This is a genomic window from Rhodococcus sp. 14-2496-1d (assembly GCF_002259365.1).
GTDB lineage: Bacteria > Actinomycetota > Actinomycetes > Mycobacteriales > Mycobacteriaceae > Rhodococcoides.
Map to the genome: position 1 here is coordinate 136744 of NZ_NPFV01000010.1, position 22345 is coordinate 159088.

Consider the following 22345-nt stretch of genomic DNA (forward strand, 5'->3'; position numbering starts at 1 on the left):
CCGGTCGGAGAGCAGCCGAAGCTGCAGTGATCAGCGCTCGATGATGGCGGTGACGCCCTGGCCACCGGCCGCGCAGATCGAGATCAGGCCACGGCCCGAGCCCTTCTCGGCCAACATCTTCGCCAGCGAAGCCACGATGCGTCCACCGGTCGCGGCGAACGGGTGGCCCGCCGCGAGCGAGGATCCGTTGACGTTGAGCTTGCTGCGGTCGATGGAACCGAGAGCACCGTCGAGGCCGAGACGCTCCTTGCAGTACGCGTCGCTCTCGAAAGCCTGCAGAGTTGCGAGCACCACCGAGGCGAACGCCTCGTGGATCTCGTAGTAGTCGAAATCCTGCAACGTCAGGCCGTTGCGTGCGAGCAGACGCGGAATCGCGTAGGTCGGTGCCATCAGCAGACCATCCTTGAACGACCCGTTGCCGTGGACGTAATCGACGGCGGCGGTCTCGGAATCGACCAGGTGCGCCAGCACCGGCAGGTTGCGCTCGGCAGCCCACTCGTCGCTCGACAGCAGCGCAGCCGACGCACCGTCGGTCAGCGGCGTCGAGTTTCCTGCCGTCATGGTGGCGTCGCCCAGCTTGGTTCCGAAGACCGGCTTGAGCGTCGCGAGCTTCTCCACTGTCGATCCCGGACGCAGGTTGTCGTCGCGAGTGAGGCCGAGGAACGGCGTCACCAGGTCGTCGAAGAAGCCGCGATCGTAGGCCGCTGCCATGTTGTGGTGGCTCGCTGCGGCCAGTTCGTCCTGGTCCTCGCGGCGGATGCCGAATTCCTTGGCCGTGATGGCGGCGTGGTCACCCATCGAGAGGCCGGTACGCGGCTCACCGTTGCGCGGGATCTCGATGCCGAGCATGCCGGGACGAACGTTGCCGAGCAGCTTGATGCGGTCGGTGGTGCTCTTGGCCCGGTTCAGGGAGAGCAGGAACTCGCGCAGTTCGTCGTTGACGCCGATCGGAGCGTCGGACGTGGTGTCGACACCACCACCGATACCGGCATCGATGCGGCCCGACGCGATGGCGTCGCCGACGGCGATGATCGACTGGAGGCCGGTGCCGCAGGCCTGCTGGATGTCGAAGGCCGGGGTGTACGGGCTCAGTGCACTACCGAGTACGACCTCGCGAGTGAGGTTGAAGTCGCGGGAGTGCTTGAGCACGGCACCGGCGGCGACGAGGCCCAGGCGCTCGCCCTGCAATCCGAATCGCGAGACCAGCCCGTCGATGGTCGCGGTGAGCATGTCCTGGTTGGACGCCAGCGCGTACTTCTTGTCCGAGCGCGCGAACGGAATGCGGTTGCCACCGACGATTGCGACCGGTCGTAGCTGCTTGCTTGTCACTGACGTCTCCAAACATCGTCGAATAAGGCCCTGGTGGAGTTTCATCTTACTGGCGAGTAAGTTGGTTGTCGACACCCGGTCGTGCGCCTCGCTCCTCGAGCGAGCAGCGCTGAATGAAAGGTACGACAGTGGCAGCCTCCAAGGGAGCCCCAGATCTCTACTCAACGTTCCTCGCGTCCGCGCCGGGAGCCTTCATCGCCAAGCAGGCCGGCTTGCCGCAGCCCGAGAAGCTGCGCCGCTACAAGGCGGGCGAGCCGCCGCTGGCCGGACCGGTCCTGATCGGCGGTAGCGGTCGCCTCGTCGAGCCCCTGCGTGAGCTGCTCTCGGACTACCCGCAGTCGCAGCCGCACGACGACAAGCACGGCGGACTGGTGTTCGACGCCACCGGCATCGGCAACGTCGCCGAGCTGGAGCAGCTGTTCCAGTTCTTCCAGCCGGTCATCCGCAACCTGGCACCGTCGGCGCGCGTCGTCGTCATCGGTACGACGCCGGAGGAGACCGCGAGCGTCGACGAGCACGTCGCTCAGCGCGCTCTCGAAGGCTTCACCCGCAGCGTCGGCAAAGAGGTCAAGCGCGGAGCCACGGCGCAGCTCGTCTACATCTCCCCCAAGGCGTCGACCGGCTTGTCCGGACTCGAATCCACCCTCCGCTTCCTGCTCTCGGCCAAGTCCGCGTTCGTCGACGGCCAGGTCATCACCGTGGGCGACGCGGACTCGCAGGCCCCGGCCTCGTGGGACAAGCCGCTCGCAGGCAAGGTAGCGGTCGTCACCGGAGCCGCACGCGGTATCGGTGCCACCATCGCCGAGGTCCTCGCCCGCGACGGAGCCACCGTCATCGCAGCCGACATTCCCGCTGCCGGAGAAGCACTCTCGCAGACGGCCAACAAGGTGGGCGGCACCTCGCTCGCCCTTGACGTCACCTCGCCCGACGCCGGAGATGTCCTCTCGAAGCACCTCCTCGAACGTCACGGCGGCGCAGACATCATCGTGCACAACGCAGGCATCACCCGCGACAAGACACTCGCCAACATGGACGAGAGCCGCTGGAACTCCGTCATCGGCGTCAATCTCGCTGCGCCGCAGCGCATCACCGATGAGCTCGTCAAGTCGGGTGCACTGAAGGAAGGCGGCCGCGTCGTCGACGTCTCCTCCATCGCCGGCATCGCGGGCAACCGCGGCCAGACCAACTACGGCACGTCCAAGGCAGGCGTCATCGGCCTGGTGCACGCGTCCGCACCGGTGCTGGCGAAGAAGAACATCACCATCAACGCCGTCGCTCCCGGGTTCATCGAGACCGCGATGACGGCTGCGATTCCGTTCGCTACCCGCGAGGCCGGACGACGCATGAGCTCGCTGCTGCAGGGCGGCGAGACCGTCGACGTCGCAGAGTTGGTCTCGTACTTCGCTTCTCCCGCATCCAACGCCGTCACCGGCCAGGTCGTGCGCGTGTGCGGCCAGAGCCTTCTCGGCGCATGAGCACCGTCACGCTCACCGCGCAGCCGAAGACGTCCGACATCTACACCTCGGCAGCGCTGGGCGCACTGCCGTTCTTCGGATCCAGGTCGTCCTCGGTTCCCAGCACGGTGTACGAGCTCAAGGGTCTGCGAGTGGACCCCGACAACCTCGCCGGGTACTGCCGGGCGACGGGGCTGCGATTCGGCGACCAGCTCCCGGTGACCTATCCCTTCACCCTCGTCTTCCCGACGGTGATGAAACTGATGGTGTCCAAGGGCTTTCCGTTCGCCGCCATCGGTTCGGTACACGCCGAGAACGTCATCGAGCAGTACCGTGGCATCTCCGCGTCCGAGCCGCTGGACGTGCGAGTGCACGCGGAGAATCTGCGCGAGCACCGCAAGGGGTTGCTCGTCGACCTGATCAGTGAGGTCAAGGTAGGACGCGAACTGGTCTGGAAGCAGACCTCGAGCTTCCTGAGCCTGCAGAAGACGTCACTGTCCGGTGGCCCCCGCGAGGCACCGCCGGCCGACGAGGTTCCGCCGCCCCCGACCCGCACTCTGCGTGTCGACCAGCGGATCATCAGCCGGTACGCGGCGATCTCCGGAGACCGCAACCCGATTCACGTATCCTCGCTGGGCGCAAAGGCATTCGGGTTCCCGAAGACCATCGCGCACGGAATGTGGAGCGCGGCAGCCGTGCTGCAGACCGTCGAGGGCCGAATTCCGGAGGCTGTGAACTACAGCATCCGCTTCGGCAAGCCGATCATCCTGCCCGCGACGGTGAACGCCTACGCCGAGGCCGTCGGCACCGGCTGGGACCTGTCGCTGAAGAACCCGAAGAAGGGCTACCCGCATCTGACGGGAACCCTGCGGTAACCGCCTCACCCTCGAACTCGAAGTTGTGGACGGATTTCTCCGGATTTCCGTCCACAACTTCGAGTTGGGCGCGGAGCTCAGGTGGTGGCGGTCTTCTTTCCGGCCAAGCCGCGCCAGGCCAGATTCTCCAGTAGGTCCGCGGCCGCGTCGACCTCGATTTCGCCGCCTGCCACTCTGTCGGCCACAGCCTCGCCCGCCCCGACCAGCGCGACGGCCATCAGCCCGAAATTCTGGGACTGCTCCGGATCTCTCGTACTCATCGCGAGCAAGCCGGCCGTCAACTCGATCAACCGATCTCGGCTGCTCTGCACCTGCGAGGCGAACGCCTGCTGACCGATGGCCTGACGGTAGAGCACCATCCACGACTTGCGGTTCTCGCCGACGAATCCGAGGAAACCGATCAGGGCCTTGCGCAACTGCTCGCGCGGCGTCAGCGTCGGATCTGCGGCTGGAGTCAGGGCCTCGACGAACTTGACGCCCTCGCGGTGGATGCAGGCCGCGAACAACTCGTCCTTGGACCCGTAGTACAGGTAGAGCATCGGTTTGGAGATGGCCGCCTTCTTGGCGATCGAATCCATCGATGTCTCGTGAAAACCGTTGTCGGAGAACACATCCACCGCCGCGTCGAGCATCTGCTGCTCACGGACGGCGCGGGGCAATCTCTTCGTGCCACCAGCCATGGATCCTCCAATACGTACGAACTACTAGACCTTACTCCACAGTAAGGTCCAGTACCGCACAATCAGGACCCGCACGCCCCCTTGAACCGAGCAACCGTAGCAGCGGCCTCGTCCACCTGAGCTGCCGGCAGACGTCCCGTCGCCACCGCGTCCTCGAGATTGTCCAACACCGCGGGCACCTGATCGGTGGTGAGCCACAGCGCCACATCGGCTCCCGCGACCAACGCCGCCTCGACCGCGTCGACGATCCCGAGCCTGGCCGTGATCGCCGCCATGCCGCTGAGGTCGTCGGTGAAAATGGGGCCGTCGAACGGCGCGGCACCGTATCCGACGCCATCGCGCAACAACGCCATCGCCGCCGGGCTGATACTCGCCGGCACCCCCGGCTCGGTCAGTCCGGGCACATCGAGATGCCCGACCATGACACCGACGCCGGTGTTGTTCAGCGCCGCGAACGGCAACAGATCCTTGGCTTTCAACTCGTCGAGCGACGGGGTCGTCACCGCGCCGGTGTGCGAGTCGCCCGAACCCGAACCGTGCCCGGGAAAATGCTTGATGACGGGCTTCACACCCGCGTCCTCCAGACCCCGCGCGTACGCCCCCGCGTAGTCGATGACGACCTGCGGATCGTCGGAGAACGACCGATCGCCGATGACGGAATCGTCGGGCTGACCGCTCACGTCGACCACCGGAGCGAAGTCGACGGTGACACCGAGATCCTTCAACCCCTGGCCGCGCGTCAACGCCATCGAATACGCCTCGTCCACCGACACCGTCTGCGCCAGTTCCCGCGCCGACGGTGCGGCACCCAGCAGATCCGCGACCCGCGAGACCCGTCCACCTTCTTCGTCGATCGTGACCATCGGAGCCACCGCGGAGGCGTCGAGCACCTGCGGTACTTCCCGATTGCCGAGCATCGACTCGTCGGTCCAACTGCCGACGAAGATGCCGCCGACCTGCTCGGTGGACATGATCTGCACCGCGTCCGCAGTTCCGGTGACCCCGACGGTGAGCAACTGAGCCAGCCGCTGCCGCTCCGACAATCCGTCGACGAACGCAACGCAGCCGTCGACGGGCGGCACCGGTTGCGGCACCGTCGTGTCGACTGCAGTCGTCGTCGGAGCAGCCGGTGCAGTCTGCGTCGACGCGACCGGCGCAGACTCGGTGGAGCACGAGACCAACAAGCCGACACCGACGGTCATCACCGCAGCGGACCGAACCGAAAACCGAAGTCGCATGGAATACGACGGTAGCCCAGATCGTCGGTGTCGCTGCCGACCCGGGGTCCGGATCGATGCGCCTTCGTTGCACTCCGACCGACCGAAACCCACATCGATCCGCAGAGGGGTGAGGGTAATCTGGACGAACGCGACATGAGGAGGAGATCGACCGTGACCGCAGACCTCATACTCATTGCCTACGACGGATCCGACAACGCCAAACGCGCCATCGACTATGCCGGACGGTTTCTCACCACCTCACGCGCGATCGTCGTCACCGCATGGGAGCCGATGGTGCGTCAGGCCGCGCGCATGTCCGGCCTCTCCGGTGTGATGCAGCCCGAATGGGTGCCCGACGACGAGGCCGAGGACGTGGCGCTCACCGACGCGAAAGTGACCAACAGCGAAGGCGTCGCGCTGGCCGAGGCCGCAGGCCTGAAAGTGGAGGGTCAGTGCACCGAATGCACCACCGCCATCTGGGCCGCGATCGTGGAGAAAGCCGACGAGATGAACGTCGACATCATCGTCACCGGTACGCGAGGCACCACCGGTCTACGTGCGCTGCTCCAGAGTTCGGTGGCCGAGCACGTTCTTCGGCACAGCCATCGACCCGTCCTGATCGTTCCGCCCGGCAAGTAGAGCGTCCGACGGCTGTTTTCCGTGACGCAGGTGATATCGTGATGCCCGCGTGGGGGTCCACCTCGCCCGCTACCGTTCTGAGCCGACTGACTGGAGAACCGAGATGAAGTTTGCTGTCCCGGGTGTCATTGCCGCCGTCGTCGGAGCCGTACTGGGTGCGGGCGTCGTCTTCGGAGTCACCGCAGCTGCAGCCGACAACTCTCGTCCGGATATCGATCGCTCCGGAAACGCCGACTCGTCCTTGCTGAACCAGGTTGAGTACGGCAGCCGCTGACGCTGGTCGCTCTCGTGAATCGGTGATCTCGGCCGAGCCGCTCGGCCGCAAGTGGCTTCTCGGCGTCTCGATCCTGGCGTTCCTCCTCACCTTTCTGCAGGTCCCCGGCTTCACCGTCGCCGACACCAAGTACGACCTGGCACAGAACCCTCTCGGATTTCTCGAACGCGCCTCCCATCAATGGAACAGCGCAGCCCCGCTCGGCCAGGTGCAGAACCAGGCCTACGGCTACTTCTTCCCCCACGGTGCGTTCTTCGCCGGCGGCGATCTGCTGTCGATCCCGCCGTGGATCACTCAACGCATCTGGTGGGCGCTGCTGCTCATCGCCGGGTTCTGGGGAATCGTGCGGCTCGCCGAAGCTCTCGGTGTCGGCAGCCGTAGTTCCCGTCTGATCGCAGCGACGGCCTTCGTTCTGTCTCCGCGAGTGATCACCACCCTCGCGTCTATCTCCTCCGAGACGATGCCGATGATGCTGGCACCGTGGGTGCTGGTCCCGATGGTGCGGTATCTCGCCGGCGACGATGCGAAACAGACGGTTCGGCGCTCGGCCGCGCAGTCTGCACTGGCGGTGGCCCTGATGGGCGCGGTCAACGCCGTCGCCACCGCCGCCGCCGTTCTGGTCGCCGTGATCTGGATGCTCACGCATCGGCCGAACAAGCGGTGGTTCGTCTTCGGTGCCTGGTGGTCGGGCTTTCTGGTGCTTGCGACGCTGTGGTGGATCGTTCCACTGCTTTTGCTGGGCAAGGTCTCTCCGCCGTTTCTCGACTACATCGAATCCTCCGGCACCACCACGCAGTGGACGTCACTGACGGAAGTGCTGCGCGGTACCGGCAGCTGGACGCCGTTCGTCTCTCCCGAGCGAGTGGCCGGTGCCGTTCTGGTGACGCAGCCGGCGGCCGTCATCGCAACGGGCTTGATCGCGGCCGCTGGAATCGCGGGCCTGGCCATGCGGTCCATGCCCGCCCGCGGCCGGTTGACGATCATGCTGTTCGTCGGTCTTGTCGGCCTCGGTGCCGGGTTCGTCGGCGATCTGGACGGCCCGTTCGCTGCCGCCGTTCGAGTGTTCCTCGATTCTGCAGGCGCACCGCTACGCAACATCCACAAACTAGAGCCGGTCATTCGAATTCCGTTGGTGCTCGGGCTGGCTCATCTGTTGGCCCGGGTTCCGCTGCCGGGTTCCGCGCCGCGATCGCAGTGGAAAACGGCCCTCGCGCATCCCGAGAAGCACCCGATGATGGCGGTGACCGCGTTGGTGCTCGTCGCCTTGACGCTGTCCACCTCGCTGGCGTGGACGGGCAAGCTCGCGCCCCGCGGTGCGTACGAGGCCGTTCCGCAGTACTGGCACGACGCGGCGGACTGGCTCACCGAGAATGCGTCGGGATCGAGTCCGGACGGTTCCGACGCGCAGCGGGCCCTGATCGTGCCGGGCGCACCGTTCGCTCTTCAGACCTGGGGATTGACCCGAGACGAACCGCTGCAGGCTCTGGCCACCACCCCCTGGGCCGTCCGCGACGCCGTACCCCTCACCCCGCCGGGTGCCATCCGGGCACTGGACTCCGTGCAACGACTCTTCGCCGACGGTCGGCCGTCGGCCGGATTGGCCGATACCCTTCTGGGCCAGGGCATCAGCTACGTCGTCGTGCGCAACGACCTCGATCCCGAGAACTCCCGGTCCACGCGTCCGGCATCGGTGCACCAGGTGCTCGACGGTTCCGCGGGACTCGAGAAGGTGGCCGAATTCGGTGAGGACGTGGCCCCCGGTCAGGTCGACGGCGTTGTGCTCGACGGCGATCTTCGACCGCCTTATCCGGCTGTGGAGATCTATTCGGTGCGTGATTCGGCGGGCATTCCCGCGTCCGGCCCCTACACCGTCGATCTGGATCGTGTCCCGGTGGTCAAGGGTGGACCGGAGTCCATTCTGCGCTCGAACGAGTTGCGGAACAACGGGATTCGCAATCCGGTGCCGTCAGGCCCCACTCTGCTGGCTTCGGATGCGGCCGCGGCCGGCATTGCCGTGGACTCGGTGACGGTGACCGACACCCCGATGAACCGTGAGACCGACTTCGGCCAGGTCGACAACCACAGTTCTGCCCTGCGGGCCGCCGACGAGCCACGGCGTTCGCTCAACGAGGTCCCCGACTACCCGGTGTACGGGGCGAAGACCGTCGACGCCGAATGGGAGGGCGCGACCCTGACGGCGTCGAGCTCGGCGTCGGACGCCACCCAGATCGGCGGCAGCGCCCCCGGCAGCGGTGTCGCCGCCGCCGTGGACGGCGACCTGGCCACCAGCTGGATCAGCAACGGCATCGAACGTGCTGTGGGGCAATGGCTTCAACTCGACTTCGATACTCCCGTGCGCGGCGGGCTCTTGCACATGCGCACCAGCCCCGGGACGATCGGCGACCCGGTGAAATGGGTGGAGATCACCACCCCGAACGGCTCGACGGCGGCGCGCGTCGACGAGCCGGGTGAGCCGATGACGGTGTCACTGCCGGGCGGTGAGACGCCGTGGCTGCGCATCACCGCGAAGTCGACGGTCGACGGAACCCGAGGCAGCCAGTTCGGCATCAGCGAGGTGTCGGTGGACGACTACTCCGACCGGGACAATCCGAAGCAGGTACCGATCGTGCACCGCGCGGTGCTGCCCGAGACTCCCGCCGGGGCGAGCGTCGACGCCTGGGAACTGGGCCAGGAATTCCCAGGCCGCTCCGGGTGCCTCGACACCGAGGATCGAATCCGTTGCAGCAGTGGACTGTCCAAGTCACCCGAGGAACTCGGGCGCTTCTCACGCACGATCGACGTGCCGATGGGCACCGCGGTGATCCCCGATCTGACGGTGCGTACGCGGCAGTCCCCCGAACTCGAAGCGCTGCTCGCGCAACCGGGGCGGCCGTTGGCCAGCGGGGCATCGGACGTCGCGGACCTGCATGGCTCGGCGTTCGCGGCGACCGACGGCGATCCGCGCACGTCCTGGACAGCGCCGGAGAAGTCGATCACCGACCGAGCGGGGACCAACCCGACCCTGACCATCGAATTGCCAGCTCCCACACTGGTGGACGGGCTAGAGCTCAGCCCGAGCCTGGGTGCACTCCCGGCCCATCCCACTCGGGTCGCGGTCAACCTCGGCAACGGGCCGATGGTGCGCGACATCGACACCGACGGCTCGACGACCCTCGAGCTGGCACCGCAGGTGACGGACAGGATCGTCCTGTCGATCGTGGACTGGGACGGGGTGTTGGACCGAAACTCTCTGGGCTTCATCCAGTCTCAGCCGCCCGGCTTCGCAGAAGTGACACCACTGTCCGGTGGTGAACCGATCGGCGCACCGTACGACGGCGATCGCGAGATCACCGTCGACTGCTTCGACGGCCCCATCGTCTCCATCGCCGGGCAGACGGTGCGCACGTCGGTGACGGCCACCGCGGACCAGTTCCGATCCGGTGAACCACTGAAGGCCTCGGTGTGCGACGCCGACACTCCGGTGAACGAGAACTTCGTCAACCCGGTCTCGCTGCCCGAGGGACACCAGGACGTGGTGGTGGAGCCGGGAGCATCGTTCTTCGTCGACGGCATTCGGTTGCGCACCATGCCCATTCCGGCCGACTGGCCGACGGAATCGGCCCCGCAGTCCGCCAGGACCACCGCCTGGAGCCCCGATCACCGCGAGGTGACGCTGACGTCCACGACTGAGGACCGCTTGCTGGTCATCCCGGAGAGCAACAACAGTGGTTGGCGCGTAACCACTCCCGGTGGCGTCGAACTGTCCCCGGTGGTGGTCGACGGGTGGCAGCAGGCCTGGATCGTTCCGGCCGGGGCGTCGGGCACGATTTCGCTGGATTTCGCCACCGACCGCTGGTATCGCCTCGGCATCTTCGGTGGGCTGCTCCTGCTGATCCCGCTGCTGTTCGCAGCGCTGGGTCGGCCGCGCAGTATGCCCGATCTCGGGCCCTCGCCGCGGCCGTGGCGGAGCGTTTCGGCTGCCCTGGTGGCACTGTTCGGGGCGACGATCGTGTTGGCCGGAATTGCCGGTGCGATCACGGTGGCCGTGATCGGTTTCGGCGCGGTGTTCCTGGACCGCCGTTACGGTCGCGCGCTCTCCTCACGCGTGTTGGTCGGCGCGGCAGGCGGATTCGCGTTGCTGGGCGCGGCGCTGCTCTCGCTCGGGCCTTGGCGATCGACCGACGGGTACGTGGGCGAATCGTACGGAGTGCAGCTGGCCGCGCTGATCGGCATCGTCGCGTTGGCGATCAGTGCGATGCGGAAACCGTGATCGGCTTCTTCGGTGCGAAGCGTCGTCGGGCAGGTTCTTCGACCAGCGCGTAGCTGGCCGCGGCCACCGGAATCGACAGCGCGAGAGTCACCGTCAGTACGAACCACATCCCACCCGAGAACGGGATGATGCCGAACACCGGGAACACCACGGCCAGGACGGCCAGGTGCCAGATGAAGATTCCGTACGACCACCGCCCGAGCGTGAGCATCACCGGATGCTCGAACACTCGGTGCCGACGACCGGTGTCGGCCAACACCAGTGGCGAGAGCATCGCGAACGCGAGCACGGCGCCGTACACGATCTTCAGCTCGAACTGCCACGGCTCGGGACGTACCAGTCCCTGTGGGCCCGCCAGCGGAGTCGCCGACAGCACGAAAGCCGCGACCGCGATCGACGGCATCACCCATCTGCGCCGAGCCCACCGATGTACCCATGTCTGTGGGCCCACGGACACCTCGGCCAACACCATTCCGGCGGCGAACCACGGAAAGTACCCGGGCAGCCAGTTGTCGTGATGGATGGCGTCCGCGGTCGTGATCGGGACGAAGGCCCAGGACAGCGTCGCCGCAGATGCACCGAGCAGCACCGAGATCCGGTGCTTGGCCGAGGCCCCACGCAGTCGAACCATCAGCCAGGCGAACACCGGTAGCAGCAGGTAGAAGGCCACCTCCACCGACAGCGACCACATCTGCGTCATGCCCTCGGTCAACGTCAGGGGCACGAACACCTGCGTCAGAGACAGATTGGCCAACCACACCCGGTAGTCGCCACCCGCATTCGGCAGAAACAGCAGCACCAGCACGACGACGACCCAGTAGGCGGGCAGGATGCGCACTGCCCGCGACCAGAAGTAGCGACGAGCCGGCTGAGCAGGCGCGAGTCCGCGGGCCTGCGCGGCATGGGGGCGCCACAGCAGAAACCCCGACAGCGCGAAGAAGATGGCAACGGTCAGATCGAACCTGCCCCAGATACGCCCCATGACCGGGGAATTCGCGGCACCGGTCTGGAATGCGACGTGGGTGACGACGATGCCGATCGCGGCCAGCGCGCGCATTCCCTCGAGCGCAGGGACGAACGCGCGCAGCGGAACGACGGAGGGCGAGTGGACTCGAGTGCTCATGGTGGTCTCAAGTGTGCCGTGTCGAACCGGCGCAGACGAGACCGGTGCCACTGTCTGCTGTTACTGTCACCTGCGACGTGTCGTATCAAATCGGGCATCGGGTCGGGGCTGACGTCTTTCCCGACCGCGGTGTCTTCCATGAAGCGGTCAACTAAGGAGATTCAGCATGGCGGAGCGCTCAGGGCCGAGCCGGATACTTGCCCTCGTACTCATCGGCTTGGGCGCGTTTCTGGTGGTCGCCGCCATCCTCATTCCCACGTACACCATCTCGGCGCTCGAGAAGACGCCGTTGGACCTCGAAGTCACCACCGTCTCCACCGGTGAGGGCAGCGTCCTGAATGCGAGCTCGCTCGCGGCCGGTCGCGCAGTCGTCGACCAGAACGTTCCTCTCGTCTCGCAGCGATTCGTCACCGTCGAGGATCCCTCCGACGCCGACATCATGACGCTGCAGGCAGGCCAGACCCTGCGACGCAGCGACAAGCAGGCCGATACCGGGCTGCTGACGGCGAGCGTCGATCGCGTCACCATCGACCGCAAGACGTCGATGCCCGTCGAGAACCCGATCGGCACCATCCAGGTGGCAGGCAACGCGCCGGCCGACGAGGTGGCCCACACCGGACTGCAGTACAAGTTCCCGTTCAACGCGGAGCAGAAGAGCTACCCGTACTTCGACGTCAACGCCCGCGCATCGAAGGACATCGACTTCGTCGAGGCAACCGAGATCAACGGAACGCCGGTGTACCAGTACCAGCAGACCGTCGGCCCGGTCGACCTGTCGACCGTGGTCAACCTGCCGACCAACAAGGTCACGCTGCCCGCCGACACCTGGGGTGTCGAGGGTGGAGCCGCTCCGGTGACGATGACTCGCTGGTACGAGAACACCCGCACCCTGTGGGTCGAACCCGAGACCGGCGTCGTCGTCAAGGGCGAAGAGCAGATTCACCAGTACTACGCACGTGAAGCAGGCCGGCCCGAGGTCGACGTCCTCAATGCTCCGATCACGTTCGACGAGAACACGGTCGAATACCAGATCCAGCAGGCAAAGGACGGCCAGGACCGGATCTCGCTCTTCGGCCGCACCGTCCCGATCATCGCCGGAATTCTCGGTGTCATCTCGCTGATCGCCGGAGTGTTCTTGCTCCTGCGTGGCGGCGCAAACGGCGGACATCGTCAGCCGGCCCGAGCGGACAACACTCCGCGACCGACCCCCGGCGGCGGAACCGCGACGAACCGCGACTGGACTACCGACCGCACCGAGGAAATCCCGAGGACGAACCTGTCCAAGGAGTAAGTGCCCGGAGCAACCGAAACAACCCGATGGCGTGGTCATGTGAGAACACATGACCACGCCATCGGTGTTTTCTCACGCGGTCGACAGAATCCCGTAGTGGTGGGGTTGACGCATCAGGACGAGGTCTTTGCGTCGCACGACATTGGTCGGATAGAGCCCGCCGAGATTGGTGGTGTCGACGACACTCGTCGCGTGGCCGGGTTCGGGCCCGTCGACGATGGCCTCGGTTCGGGGGAAGGCAAACGTATCCGGTCCGAACACGCCGCTGTGTCCGACGATTCCGCGACCCGGGTCCACTGCGTTGGCGAACGCGAAGTAGACGTTGTTCTCGCCGGCACGCACGCGCATGTGGTGCCAGTGGGTCGCATCGGGCCCGGTGAGAACCTCGGCGGCAAGAGGAATCTCGGTTCCCGGGTGTGATCCCACGAACGTTCCTGCCAGTGCGGACGGGCAGGCGATCAGATCGCAACCACGCAATGCGAGTACTCGCCCCGATTCCGGCAGCAGCGCATCGTTGCCGATGAGAAGCCCGACTCGTCCCAGAGGAAGATCGACCACCGTCCAGGTGTCGCCGGCGTCGAAAAGCGGAGTGTGCTCCGTGGACAGGTGTATCTGTCGGTAGGAAGTGCGGACCCCGTCGGTTCCGAGCAGGACGGCGGAGTTGTACACCCGATCGTCGTCGGTGTCACGCTCTGCGATACCGACGACGATGGACAGGCCGTGCCGGACCGCGAGGTCGGCGATCCGAGTGAGCGAGGGTCCGTCGAGGGCTTCGGCGACGTCGCTGGGTGGTCGATCCGCGGAGACGGGACCGGTGATCGACAGCTCAGGGAATACGACGAGATCGGTTGCACCGGCTACTTGTCGAACCCTGGCCTCGATCTCGGCAAGGTTGCTCTCGATCGAGGCACTCGGCGTGCACTGCACCACGCTCACAGCAGACGTGCCACCCGCGGGAAGCGGCGAGTGGCCGTACAGGGTGAAGAAATCGAGAGGGTTCCAGCTGTACGTGTTCGTCTGCAGCTCGCGGTACAGGTCCGGTCGACGCGTCGGACCCAACTCGCGGGTGCGTCGAACGTCGATCTCGCCTGCGACGATGCCGTTGCCGACGTCGATTCGACCGGTGACTGTGCCGTCGGGCTCGATGATGCATGTGCCGCCACTGAATTGGACCGTCCGTTCGAGTCCCCATCGATTGCTCTCGATGACGTAGCAGTTGTTCTCGAAGGCTCGGCTGATCCAATACGGTGCCGGAGTTCGTTCGGCGAGCCAGTTGCTGATGTGGCAGATCACATCTGCCCCTTGCAGGGCGACCACCCGAGCAGTCTCGGCGAAGTGCAGATCCATGCAGATCAGCATCGCGATTCGGCCGAGTCGGGTCTCGAACACCTGATGGCCCAGGTTTCCCGGTGCCGCCCATTTGGGTTCGGCGATGTACGGGTGGGTCTTGCGATGGGTTCCGACGATTCCCTCCGGTCCGACGAGGACTGCACTGTTGTAGAACAATCCACTCGTCGGATCGACCTCGGGCATGCCCAGCACGATGTAGCAGTCACGCCTGGCGGCAATCTCGACGAACGTATCGGTGGTGGGCCCCGGAATCTGTTCGACGACGGTCGCTGCTTCCTCGGGATCGTGGAAACAGTAACCGGTGGTGGCCATTTCGGGTGTGGTGATCAGCTCGGCCCCGTCGGCGGCGGCCTTGTCGACCAGGTCCGCCAGGGCAGCGATGTTTGCGTCCTTGGCGAACAACGTGGGCTCGAACTGGACGGCCGCTGCGGTGAATGTCATGACGCTACAGTCCTTTCGGTTGCCGGAGCTTCGGCGGAGACCGGCGGTTCGTAGTACTTCCCTCGTGTTGCCATGGTGAGCGGGATGTAGATGATCGGTCCGAGGATCATCGCGATGAACGAGGCGTAGTAGGACGGGTAGAGACCGAACACACCGATGCCGCCCACGGCCACGCCTGCTGCCATGGCGAAGATTCCGCAGGGGTTCCAATTACGGACTCGTCCTTCGCGAAACTCGATGTCGTTTCGCGGAGCGAGGCCGAGCATCCGCCTGCAGACGAAGTAATCGGCGAGCAGAATGAAGATCCAGGTGTTGGTCATGATCCCGGTGACGGCCAGGAACTTGTCGGTGTACTGCAGGATGTTGACCGGGTAGCAGAGCACGCCGACGACGAGCAGCGCCACCATCCACCATTGGCGTCCGACCTTGCGAGGCGAGAGCACGTCCCAGGCATTGGACAAGGCGAGGGAGCCGGAGTACAGGTTCATCACGTTGATGCGAACCTGGGTCACGACGGCGAAGATCACTCCGAGCAGTCCCATCACGACAGCGAAGTAGAGTCCCGGATCGGTGGCCGAAAGTTCGGGTGTCGCAGTACTTCCGGTGAAGTGACGCAACATGGTGAAGCCGAGGAAGACGCCGAGAATCATCACGACGACGATCATCAGCAGCTCGGCGAGCATCAGTCCTGCGGTGCCGACGTAGCTGACGCTCTTCTTGACGAACCGTCCGTAATCGGTGGCGATGAGCGCCTGGAACACGACCTGCCCGTTGGCGAGACTGAATGCCTGCCACATCGCGGTGGCGGTGAGCCCGCCGGTGGCCTCCCACTGACCGGGACCCACCAGAACGTATCCGCTGGCGAGCATGTACATACCGATGGCGAACAGAATGAGGAAGATCGGCATACCGAATCGCTGCAGAATGTTCATCGAGTGCATCCCGCGCCAGGAGAAGAACAGCGCAACCAGGGCTACCAGTGCGAATACGACTGTGGCCCAAGCAGAGTTGATGTCGATTCCGGCCAGTTCACTGAGGCCGTGCGAGACGATGCTGCCCTCGAAGATGAAGTAGAAGACGTAGTTCACGGCGTAGACGAGCGATGCCACGGCCGAGCCTTTGGTGCCGAACCCGAGCCCGCGAGTGAGCAGAGGGAGCGACAGGCCCTCCTGGCTGGCGATCCGCATGATCAGGCTGCCGACGAGCGTCGCGCCGATCACCATGTAGGCGACGGGGATCAAGAACATCGGCCACCCCACCAGGAAGCCGATCTGGCCACCGAGGGCGAACCAGAACATCGCGGTGACGTTGCCGGTGAGGACCAGCAGGATCGCCGGCCGTCGCCAGCGTTGATCGTCGGGCACACGAGAGGTTGCATAGCTTTCGATCTGGTCGTCGAGGCTGGTTGCAGGCCCCTCGAAGTACTTCTTCATGTTCATGAACGTGTGTCCACTTCGGTTCGCGGCAAGAGCGCTGATTGCGCTGCATCGGAACAATACTTTCCGTGGACACTATTGCAACGTGAAACATGTTAATTGGAGATCACGAAAGTTCACGACCACGCACAGGGGCAGCACACAGAGGGGGGACAGCCGGAACAGTAAGCCGCTCAGTGAGCGAGCGAGGACGCCTTCGCAGTGGCCTCGAGCGAGCGCAGCAAGGATTGCAATTGCTCACGGTCCGACTCGGACGCGAACACGGCCGCTGCAACGGCTTCCATGACCGGGGCAGCCTCGTCGTACTTGGCCCGCCCGCGCGCGGTCAGTCGTATGAGCACCTGACGACGATCGACCGTGCCGGTGCGACGGTGCACGAGATTGTTGGAGACCAGCCGATTGACGGCTTTGGTCAGAGTCGGGGGCGCGAGCAAGGCGAACTCTGCGGTTTCGGCCATCGTGTGGCCCTCGCCGTCGGACAGCAACGACAGCACTCGCCACTCTTCGAGATCGAGTTCCCACGGTACGAGCGCACCGCGCAGCCGATCCGAGACGGCACGCTCGACCACCGTGAGCAAACGAGCCGCCGAACCAGCCTCGTCGTGATTCACGCGATCATGCCCCTCTGCTCTTACCTTGCCACGGCGCTACAGTCTCCCTCAGCGATTCTAGAGCGAATCGACACGGATCGGACGGACAGCACGATGAACAGCGATCGGGTCGGCACGTTTCGCGTCGGTTTGATCTTTCCGATGTCCGGGCCGTTCGGCCTGGTCGGGCCGTCGAGTGAACTGTCGGCGCAGTTGGCCAGGGACGAACTCAACGCCGCGGACGGCGTACTCGGTCTGCGCGTCGAGCTGATCTCGATCGACGGTGGTCGCGACCCCGCTGCCGTGGCCCGTCAGGTGGCGACTCTTCTGGACGCAGGTGCTCTCGATGCGGTTGCGGGGATGCACACCTCGGCGGTGCGACGAGCCGTGATTCCGGTGACGGTGAATCGAATTCCCTACGTCTACACGTCCCTGTACGAGGGCGGCGATCGCTATCCGGGCCTGTTCATCACCGGTGAGACTCCCACCAACCAACTCGTCCCTGCCCTCGACTTCCTGGTCCGCGAATTCGGACGCAGGCGCTGGGCGATCGTCGGAAACGACTATGTCTGGCCACGCAAGAGCGCAGCCATCGCTGCCTCCCGCCTCCGGGAGCTCGGGGCGAGCGTGGTGCATGCCGAATTCCGGCCGGTGGGCAGCACCGACTTCGCCACCTCCGTTGCCGCGTTGGAACGGTCCGGAGCCGACGGTGCCGTCGTTCTCCTCCTTGGCGACGACGCCGTGTACTTCCATCAGCAGTTCGCTGCGGCAGGGCTCGACGCGCGATGTGTTCGGCTCAGTCCGTTGATGGACGAGAACATGTTGATCGCGGCCGGCGGCGACAGTACACACGGGCTCTACGTGGCGTCGGGATACTTCGAAACACTGGCCACCGAGGACAGTTTGGGGTTCTCCGCTCGTTTCGCCCGGGCGTTCGGGGTCGATGCGCCGATCGTCGGTGCTCTGGGTCAATCCTGCTACGAAGGCATCAAACTGCTGGGAGCACTGGTGAACAGGGCAGGCACCGTCGATGTCGGCGTCATCGAATCGATCTCCGATTCGGTGTCGTTCACCGGGGCCCGCGGGCGGCTCTCGCTGTCCAACGGCCATGTGGCGCAACCGATCTACCTGGCGCTGGCCGGCGAGGTCGACTTCGAGATCCTCAGCGAGATCAGGCCCGTCGCCGACTGATGTCCTTTCCCCACAGGGCGAGTCCGCACACCACCACCATCGTCACCGCGGCAGTGGCTGCAGCGACGGTGACGAATTGCGCGAGAGTCGACGCCACGAACAGCAACAGCAACACCTCTGCGGCCAGGGCGATCCAGGCAACGACGGCGAGGTGGGTGCGCTCACCTGCGATGGCCCACAACAACGCGCTCTGCAGCACGGCCAGACACGCACCCTGCAGCACGAACAGCCAGACGTAGTTCTGCACACCGGAATACGTATCGCCCACCACCAACGGCAACAGTGGAGACGCCAGTGCACCGCCGATCACCAGAACCGTACCGAGCCCCGCGACGACGGCCAGAGCCGAGCGCACCGCGGCAGCAGAATGCAGGGGGTTCGCCATCCGCGGGTACAGCACCACCCCCACGGCCTGCGGCAACCAGAACGCCGCCTTGGACGCAACGGCCCCGACGGCGTACAGCCCGGCCTCGTTGGAGCTGAGCAGCGTGCGCGCCAGCACCAGATCCAGCGCGGACATCGCGATCAACACCAACTGCACCTGCGACGCCTGCAGTACGGCCAGCACGGTGACCTTGGTTTCCGACACCGAGTTCACCGGCACCCCGGCCGTCCATCGCGCACCGAGGGCCACCACGCCGATGCCCACGGCCGTGGCGAGAAGAACCGAACCAGGACCACCGCCGAGCACCAACACCAGCACGGCCGGAGCCACCTTGCCGAACCCGGCGGCGGCCAACACGATGCTCAGGGCTCCGAAACGTCCCCGTCCCTGCAGCAAACCCTGTTCGGCGGCCAACAGCACCAGCACCGGCGCCGCGATGACCGCCGACACGGTCGCCGCCATCGAGACGTCCATGGCCGCGGACAGTGCAGGTGACAGTGCCAGAGCGAGCACCCCCACCACCGCCGCGCACCGATATCCCACCGTGCGTAGTTCACGAGAACTGCGCCCGCGCACCACCTCACGCGCGACGACGGATTGCAACGCCAACGCCGGAACCGCGAGAACCAATTGCGCAGCAAGCAGACTCGCGAATTCTCCGTAGCCCTCGACGCCGAGCATCCGGCTCGCCAGAACCTGCAGCAGGTACGCCGCAACGTTCGCGAACATCGAACCGGCCGTCACCATCCCCATCCCGGCGACCGACGCACCCGCGGTGTGCTCTGCCTCGGACGAGGCACGGAAAGACATGAGCCCACGGTATAGGGTGCCGATCATGGCGTGGTCGAGGTCGAGGTGGACACCGCCGCTGTACAGTCTGCTGCTCGCGGTCGTGATTGTCGGCCCGCTGCTCGGCCCCGGCTATCTCCTGCTGCGCGACGCCGTCAGCACTCCCCGTTCCTACTTCACCGACTCCGCCTGGGGAATCGCCGACGCGGCCGCGAGGGCAGTACCGCAGGACGCCGTTATCGCCACGCTGTCGACAGTGTTCGACGGTGGCCTGGTCGTCAAGACCATTCTGCTGCTGGCCCTGTGGCTGACCGGGTGGGGTGCCGCGGTCATGGCCCGAACAGTTCTGCCGACAGCCCCACTACCCGCACTGCTCGTGGCATCGACGGTGGCCGTGTGGAATCCGTACGTCGCCGAGCGGCTGCTGCAGGGACACTGGAGCCTGCTCGTCGGATACGCCGCCCTTCCGTGGACCGTGGTCGCTGCGCTCGCGGTCAGAGAGGGCCGTTCCTGGTGGGCGCTCGCAGCCTGTCTCGCCGCGGCCGGGCTCACCCCCACCGGCGCGTTGCTCGCCGCAACCATCGCCCTGGTGGTCCTCGCCCTCCCCGGGGGTGCCCGACGCGGCCTGCGCGTGGTCGGCGCCGTCGGGCTGGCGGCGGTGGCGTCGGCGCCGTGGCTGGTGGCGACGGCGGTGTCCGGCGGTGGCGTCGAGCAGGCGGATCCGGCGGGTTGGGCGGCGTTCGCAGCGCGGGCCGAGCCGGGTCTGGGCACCCTCGGCAGCCTCGCCGGTCTCGGTGGAATATGGAATTCCGATGCTGTACCCGCTTCTCGCACAGGTCTTTTCGCGTTCGCGGGTACGGCGCTACTGCTGACCGTTGTCGCGTTCGGTGTGCGTCCGTTGCTCAGGCGTCGAAGAAATCCGGTGATCGTAGGGCTCGGTGTTGTTGCCGTGCTTGCCATCGCAGCCCCTGCGCTGGCAGCGACGGGACCCGGTCTGGCAGCGGCCAGGGCGCTCGGCGAGACGGTGCCCGGTGCCGGCCTGCTCCGCGACTCCCAGAAATGGGTGGCGCTGGCCGTGCCGATCTACGTGTTGGCCGCGGCGGCCGCTTTCACTCCCCGGCATCGACCGAATCCGGTGCAACCAACCGCGCTGACCGCGGTCCAGCGCACCCGATTCGGCAGCGCCGTTGCAATCTCGGCCCTGCTGATCGCATTGCCCGACCTGGGCTGGGGCGTCGGGAACTCGATGCGACCCGTGGCGTATCCGGCGTCCTGGCAGGCGGTCGCAGCCGAATTGCAGGGCAGCGACGGCGATGTCGCGGTACTACCGGCCGGGATGTTCCGCCGCTTTCCCTACAGCGGGAGCGCTCCCGTTCTCGATCCCGCGCCGCGCATGCTGCCACTGGACGTACTGCAGACCGGCGAGCTCATCGTCGCGGGCGGCACGGTGCGGGGCGAGGGGGCGCGCGCGACCGAGGTCCAGAATGCCCTGCTCGCAGGTGAACCCACGAACGTGATCGCAGAGCTGGGCGTCGGCTGGGTACTGGTGGAGAACACCACCCCCGGCGAACTCGGGCGGTCCGAGCAAACACTGGATGCACTGGACGTCGTGTATTCCGACGACCAACTCACGCTCTACCGGGTACCCGATCCCGTGCCGACCGAGAGCCGGCCGGCAGCGGCCGTCGTCGTTGCCCACCTCGCCTGGGCAGTGCTGCTTCTCGGGGGTCTAGCGGTAGGACTGCTGGGCCGAATCCGAGTGCTGCGCACCCACCAGACCTGACGACCACGTGCCGCGCGTCGTCGCGTCGAGCACCGAGTAGACACCCTGCGCGCACTGCTCCCAGGAGAATTCGGCCGCGCGCACTCGGGCCTTCTCGCCCAGGCGAGTTCGGGCTTCGGTGTCCTGCAGCAGCTCCGACACGGCAGCGGTCAGGCCGGAGACGTCCCGGTCCCCCTCGGCATCGGAAAGCCCGCCCACCAGAACACCGGTGACGCCGTCGATGATGGAATCGGTGAGCCCCTTGGAACTTCGGTAACCGACGGTCGGCACGCCGTGCTGGGCCGCCTCGACGACCGCGAGACCCCAGCCCTCCTTGCGGGAGGGCATGATGTGCACCCAGGAGCGACCGAGCAGAGCGTGCTTGCGGTCCTCGTCGACGTGTCCGTGGAAGGTGACGTACTGCTCGATGCCCAGTTCTCCGACGTAGTCGCGGAGGTTCTGTTCCCACCAGCCGCCACCGATGACGTCGAGGTGGATGTCGGGGATACGGCCACGCAGCGCGGCGACGACGTCGAGTGCGTCCTCGATCTGCTTGTGCGGAACCAAGCGGGACAGGACGGTCAGCGACGGATGGGCGGTGCGGGTGCTCTCGTCACCCTCGGGCACCGACTGCGGAATCTCGTCGGCTCCGTTGCGCACCACGGCGATGCGCTCGCGGTCGACGCCCAGTGCGACCAGTTCGTCCGCGGACGGCAACGACACCGTCAGGTACTGATTGCGGCGGTGGACCCTCGGCGACACCGTCGATTCGAGCCACCAGCCGAGCTTGGCCATCATCGGCCCCGCGACCGGCCACTGCTCGCGGTGGCAGTGGTGCACCAGCAACGTCACCGGAACGCCGAGCGCCGCCCGTGAGAAGAAGGGAATGCCGTTCTGGGTGTCGATCACCGCGTCGGGTGCGATGCCCTTGAGCGGGCCGAAACCGAGCCGTCCGGCTGCGATGGCGGCCAGTGCGCGGGGATACACCGACAGGCGTCCACCGCCGCGACTGATGCGGATGCCGTCGACGATTTCCTCTGCGGGAGCTCCGGGGTACGACGCAGTCCTCAGCGTGACGCGGACGCCGCGTCGAGCCAGACCCGCGCCCACCTGCTCGAGGTAACGCTCGCTGCCGCCGCCCTGCGGGTGCCCGGTATCGCGCCAGCACAGCAACAGAACCTCGCGCACAGCTCGCTTCACCCAATTTCCGCATGCTCGTCTCGACCGCAGTCGATTACCGCTGCCA

The 22345-nt window shown here is 66.1% G+C and carries 17 protein-coding genes; 8 read left to right on the forward strand and 9 right to left on the reverse strand.

Features of this window, described 5'->3' with window-relative positions; all coding sequences use genetic code 11:
* Positions 1–30: 30 nt before the first annotated feature.
* A complete protein-coding gene (locus CH296_RS07520) occupies positions 31–1374 on the reverse strand; it encodes an acetyl-CoA C-acetyltransferase (protein WP_045197258.1) in 1344 nt (447 codons plus the stop codon).
* Between the two features lie 83 nt (positions 1375–1457).
* On the opposite strand from CH296_RS07520, the gene CH296_RS07525 reads away from it, so the two are divergent.
* Together CH296_RS07525 and CH296_RS07530 are read left to right on the forward strand one after the other, a co-directional pair.
* Complete coding sequence (locus tag CH296_RS07525) at positions 1458–2804, forward strand: 3-oxoacyl-ACP reductase (RefSeq protein WP_094684401.1); 1347 nt, start codon at positions 1458–1460, stop codon at positions 2802–2804.
* Entirely contained in the window at positions 2801–3658 is an 858-nt protein-coding gene (locus CH296_RS07530; protein WP_032396645.1) for a MaoC/PaaZ C-terminal domain-containing protein, read from the forward strand. The genes CH296_RS07525 and CH296_RS07530 overlap by 4 nt, the downstream gene beginning before the upstream one ends.
* Before the next feature lie 77 nt (positions 3659–3735).
* On the opposite strand, the gene CH296_RS07535 is transcribed toward CH296_RS07530, so the two are convergent.
* Together CH296_RS07535 and CH296_RS07540 are read right to left on the reverse strand one after the other, a co-directional pair.
* Positions 3736–4338 (reverse strand): TetR/AcrR family transcriptional regulator, encoded by a 603-nt coding sequence (locus CH296_RS07535; protein WP_032396646.1) that lies wholly within the window; start codon positions 4336–4338, stop codon positions 3736–3738.
* Between the two features lie 62 nt (positions 4339–4400).
* A complete protein-coding gene (locus CH296_RS07540; protein WP_094684402.1) occupies positions 4401–5576 on the reverse strand; it encodes a glycoside hydrolase family 3 N-terminal domain-containing protein in 1176 nt (391 codons plus the stop codon).
* 135 nt (positions 5577–5711) lie between these two features.
* Here CH296_RS07540 and CH296_RS07545 point away from each other — a divergent pair, with 135 nt between their 5' ends.
* From CH296_RS07545 to CH296_RS07555, 3 genes are all read left to right on the forward strand, one after another.
* Positions 5712–6197, forward strand: coding sequence for a universal stress protein (locus CH296_RS07545; protein ID WP_373453549.1), 486 nt, complete (start codon positions 5712–5714; stop codon positions 6195–6197).
* Positions 6198–6300: 103 nt separating this feature from the next.
* Entirely contained in the window at positions 6301–6471 is a 171-nt protein-coding gene (locus CH296_RS07550) for a DUF2613 domain-containing protein (protein ID WP_082073827.1), read from the forward strand.
* A 22-nt stretch (positions 6472–6493) separates the two neighbouring features.
* Positions 6494–10741: an alpha-(1->3)-arabinofuranosyltransferase gene (locus CH296_RS07555; RefSeq protein WP_094684403.1), complete on the forward strand. Its 4248-nt coding sequence runs from the start codon at positions 6494–6496 to the stop codon at positions 10739–10741.
* Here the strand turns inward: CH296_RS07555 and CH296_RS07560 are convergent.
* Positions 10719–11864 carry an acyltransferase gene (locus CH296_RS07560; RefSeq protein WP_179277655.1) on the reverse strand — a complete coding sequence of 382 codons (1146 nt, stop codon included), beginning with the start codon at positions 11862–11864 and terminating at the stop codon, positions 10719–10721. The genes CH296_RS07555 and CH296_RS07560 overlap by 23 nt on opposite strands.
* 166 nt (positions 11865–12030) lie before the next feature.
* Between CH296_RS07560 and CH296_RS07565 the strand changes: the two genes are divergently transcribed.
* Positions 12031–13155: a DUF3068 domain-containing protein gene (locus CH296_RS07565; RefSeq protein ID WP_094630542.1), complete on the forward strand. Its 1125-nt coding sequence runs from the start codon at positions 12031–12033 to the stop codon at positions 13153–13155.
* 72 nt (positions 13156–13227) lie between these two features.
* Here CH296_RS07565 and CH296_RS07570 read toward each other — a convergent pair whose 3' ends face one another.
* The 3 genes from CH296_RS07570 to CH296_RS07580 form a co-directional block, all read right to left on the reverse strand.
* On the reverse strand, positions 13228–14946 hold the full coding sequence (locus tag CH296_RS07570; protein ID WP_094684404.1) for a nitrilase-related carbon-nitrogen hydrolase: 1719 nt from the start codon (positions 14944–14946) through the stop codon (positions 13228–13230).
* Positions 14943–16385 (reverse strand): cytosine permease, encoded by a 1443-nt coding sequence (locus tag CH296_RS07575; protein ID WP_094684405.1) that lies wholly within the window; start codon positions 16383–16385, stop codon positions 14943–14945. The genes CH296_RS07570 and CH296_RS07575 overlap by 4 nt, the downstream gene beginning before the upstream one ends.
* 170 nt (positions 16386–16555) lie before the next feature.
* On the reverse strand, positions 16556–16993 hold the full coding sequence (locus CH296_RS07580; protein ID WP_094630545.1) for a MarR family winged helix-turn-helix transcriptional regulator: 438 nt from the start codon (positions 16991–16993) through the stop codon (positions 16556–16558).
* Positions 16994–17086: 93 nt separating this feature from the next.
* Between CH296_RS07580 and CH296_RS07585 the strand changes: the two genes are divergently transcribed.
* Positions 17087–18163, forward strand: a complete 1077-nt coding sequence (locus CH296_RS07585; RefSeq protein ID WP_094630546.1) for a substrate-binding domain-containing protein — start codon at positions 17087–17089, stop codon at positions 18161–18163.
* On the opposite strand, the gene CH296_RS07590 is transcribed toward CH296_RS07585, so the two are convergent.
* The gene (locus CH296_RS07590) at positions 18144–19358 is read right to left on the reverse strand and encodes a polysaccharide biosynthesis protein (RefSeq protein WP_179277656.1); all 1215 of its coding nucleotides are present in this window, start codon (positions 19356–19358) and stop codon (positions 18144–18146) included. The genes CH296_RS07585 and CH296_RS07590 overlap by 20 nt on opposite strands.
* A gap of 25 nt (positions 19359–19383) precedes the next feature.
* On the opposite strand from CH296_RS07590, the gene CH296_RS07595 reads away from it, so the two are divergent.
* Positions 19384–21120 carry a hypothetical protein gene (locus tag CH296_RS07595; protein WP_373557274.1) on the forward strand — a complete coding sequence of 579 codons (1737 nt, stop codon included), beginning with the start codon at positions 19384–19386 and terminating at the stop codon, positions 21118–21120.
* On the opposite strand, the gene CH296_RS07600 is transcribed toward CH296_RS07595, so the two are convergent.
* Entirely contained in the window at positions 21067–22287 is a 1221-nt protein-coding gene (locus CH296_RS07600; protein WP_094646405.1) for a glycosyltransferase family 4 protein, read from the reverse strand. The genes CH296_RS07595 and CH296_RS07600 overlap by 54 nt on opposite strands.
* Positions 22288–22345 lie beyond the last annotated feature (58 nt).

Excerpts from the sequence above, each read along its gene's own strand:
- CH296_RS07595 (WP_373557274.1), top strand. The coding sequence starts at position 19,384 with ATGGCGTGGTCGAGGTCGAGGTGGACACCGCCGCTGTACAGTCTGCTG.
- CH296_RS07590 (WP_179277656.1), bottom strand. The coding sequence starts at position 19,358 with ATGTCTTTCCGTGCCTCGTCCGAGGCAGAGCACACCGCGGGTGCGTCG.
- CH296_RS07550 (WP_082073827.1), top strand. The coding sequence starts at position 6,301 with ATGAAGTTTGCTGTCCCGGGTGTCATTGCCGCCGTCGTCGGAGCCGTA.
- CH296_RS07520 (WP_045197258.1), bottom strand. The coding sequence starts at position 1,374 with ATGAAACTCCACCAGGGCCTTATTCGACGATGTTTGGAGACGTCAGTG.
- CH296_RS07570 (WP_094684404.1), bottom strand. The coding sequence starts at position 14,946 with ATGACATTCACCGCAGCGGCCGTCCAGTTCGAGCCCACGTTGTTCGCC.
- CH296_RS07535 (WP_032396646.1), bottom strand. The coding sequence starts at position 4,338 with ATGGCTGGTGGCACGAAGAGATTGCCCCGCGCCGTCCGTGAGCAGCAG.
- CH296_RS07565 (WP_094630542.1), top strand. The coding sequence starts at position 12,031 with ATGGCGGAGCGCTCAGGGCCGAGCCGGATACTTGCCCTCGTACTCATC.
- CH296_RS07545 (WP_373453549.1), top strand. The coding sequence starts at position 5,712 with ATGAGGAGGAGATCGACCGTGACCGCAGACCTCATACTCATTGCCTAC.
- CH296_RS07560 (WP_179277655.1), bottom strand. The coding sequence starts at position 11,864 with ATGAGCACTCGAGTCCACTCGCCCTCCGTCGTTCCGCTGCGCGCGTTC.
- CH296_RS07575 (WP_094684405.1), bottom strand. The coding sequence starts at position 16,385 with ATGAACATGAAGAAGTACTTCGAGGGGCCTGCAACCAGCCTCGACGAC.
- CH296_RS07530 (WP_032396645.1), top strand. The coding sequence starts at position 2,801 with ATGAGCACCGTCACGCTCACCGCGCAGCCGAAGACGTCCGACATCTAC.
- CH296_RS07540 (WP_094684402.1), bottom strand. The coding sequence starts at position 5,576 with ATGCGACTTCGGTTTTCGGTTCGGTCCGCTGCGGTGATGACCGTCGGT.
- CH296_RS07585 (WP_094630546.1), top strand. The coding sequence starts at position 17,087 with ATGAACAGCGATCGGGTCGGCACGTTTCGCGTCGGTTTGATCTTTCCG.